This is a genomic window from Limnohabitans planktonicus II-D5 (assembly GCF_001270065.2).
In the GTDB taxonomy this organism is placed as follows: domain Bacteria; phylum Pseudomonadota; class Gammaproteobacteria; order Burkholderiales; family Burkholderiaceae_C; genus Limnohabitans_A; species Limnohabitans_A planktonicus.
This window is the reverse complement of sequence record NZ_LFYT02000075.1, coordinates 1-1,917: the sequence shown is the minus strand read 5'-3', so window position 1 is coordinate 1,917 and position 1,917 is coordinate 1. Positions and strand designations below refer to the sequence as shown.

Here is a 1,917-nt window from a genome sequence, read left to right as displayed (position 1 = left end):
AACCAGGGTGGGCAGCTTCACGCCCACAGCGGGCACGGCAGACGCCAGCAACGTCATGAGCGTGGCCAACAGCTACACCGACGTGGCGGGCAACCAAGGCGCCAGCACCAGCAGCGCCAACTACGCGATAGACCTCAAAGCACCCACGGCCAGCATCGCCCTGAGCGACAACGCGCTCAAAGCAGGCGAGAGCGCCACGGTGACCATCACCTTCAGCGAAAAAGTCAAAGACTTCAGCAACGCGGACATCACAGCGCCCAACGGAGCCTTGAGCACATTCACCGCCAGCACAGACGGCCTGATCTGGACAGCCACCTTCACGCCAGCAACAGACACCGAAGCGGCCAGCAACACGCTGAGCCTGGGCACGGCCTACACCGACGAAGCGGGCAACGCGGGCACGGTAGCTACAGCCACGTACGCCGTGGACACCCAAGCACCGAGCTTCACAGTCAAGCTCGATGACGCGAGCAACAGCGGTGCGTTGTCAGACCGCCTGACCCACATCGACATGCCCACGATCAGCGGCACGGGCACCAAGGACGACGTGATTCTAGTGACCATGCCCGGCACCAACGAAGTGCTGAGCACCACGGTGGCCGCAGACGGCACATGGAGCGTCACGCCAAGCCTGGTGATCGCCAGCGGTAACGTGAGCATCATGGCCATCGATCCGGCAGGCAATAGCAGTGCAGCGCAAACATTGCCTCTGCTGATTGACGCCAGCATCGCCACGCCCGTGATCAGCCTGATCAGCGACACGGGATCGAATAACACCGACAAAGTCACCAGCAACGGTGCCTTCACCGTCAGCGCAGACAGCGACAGTCAGCTGGAATACAGCACCAACGGCAGCACCTGGACCACCACCTTTGCAGCAGTAGAGGGGGCCAACACGGTGCAAGTGCGCGCTACGGATGCCGCAGGCAATGTGGCCACCTCGGCTGCCTTCAGCTTCACCCTGGACAGCCAAACCAGCACCTTCACCGTGGCGCTCAGCTGCGACAGCGGCACCACAGGCGACAAACTCAGCCGCGACGCCACCCTGGTCATCACCGGCGCAGAAGCCGGGGCAGACATCAGCTACAGCACCAACGGCAGCACCTGGACCAGCACCTACACCGCAGCCGAAGGCCTGAATACCGTCAAAGTGCGTGTCATGGACGCCGCAGGCAACCAGCGCACCCAAGACTACAGCTTCACCCTGGACAGCACCGCGCCCACCCCGGCCGTGCTCACCCTGGTGTGCGACAGCGGCAGCCAAGGCGCTGACAAACTCACGAACAACGGCAACATCAACATCGCCGCCGAAGTCGGTGCCACCCTCGAATACAGCACCAACGGCACCACCTGGGGCAGCACCTTTGCCGCCGCTGAAGGTGCCAACACGGTCAGCGTGCGCGTGACCGACCAAGCAGGCAACGTCAGCAACACCTCCAGCCTGAGCTTCACCCTGGACAGCGCAGCCCCTGTAGCCCCCACCGTGGGCCTGGTGTGCGACAGCGGCAGCAGTACAGGTGCAGGAACAGACAAACTCAGCAACATCGGCACCCTGAGTCTCAGCAGCGTAGAAGCAGGCGGTCAGCTCGAATACAGCACCAACGGCGTGAACTGGGCCACCACCTTTGCAGCGGCAGAGGGAGTGAACAACGTGCAAGTGCGCGTGACCGATGCCGCAGGCAACCTGGGCGCAGTCACCAACTACAGCTTCACCCTGGACACCCAAGCGTCCGGTGCGCCCGTCCTTGGCCTGGTGTGCGACAGCGGCGCACTCGGCACCGACAAGATCACCAGCGATGGCCGCTACACCGTCACGACTTTGGAAGTGGGTGCCGCACTGCAATACAGCACAGACGGCGTCGGGTGGGGCACCACCTTCACAGCCGCCGAAGGCAGCAACACCGTCAAGGCGCGGGT

General features: G+C 63.4%; 1 protein-coding gene. It reads left to right on the top strand.

Translation table 11 applies throughout. The features are described from left to right. A partial coding sequence (locus H663_RS40785; RefSeq protein WP_205872772.1) for an Ig-like domain-containing protein occupies positions 1-1,917 on the top strand: 1,917 nt, incomplete at both ends.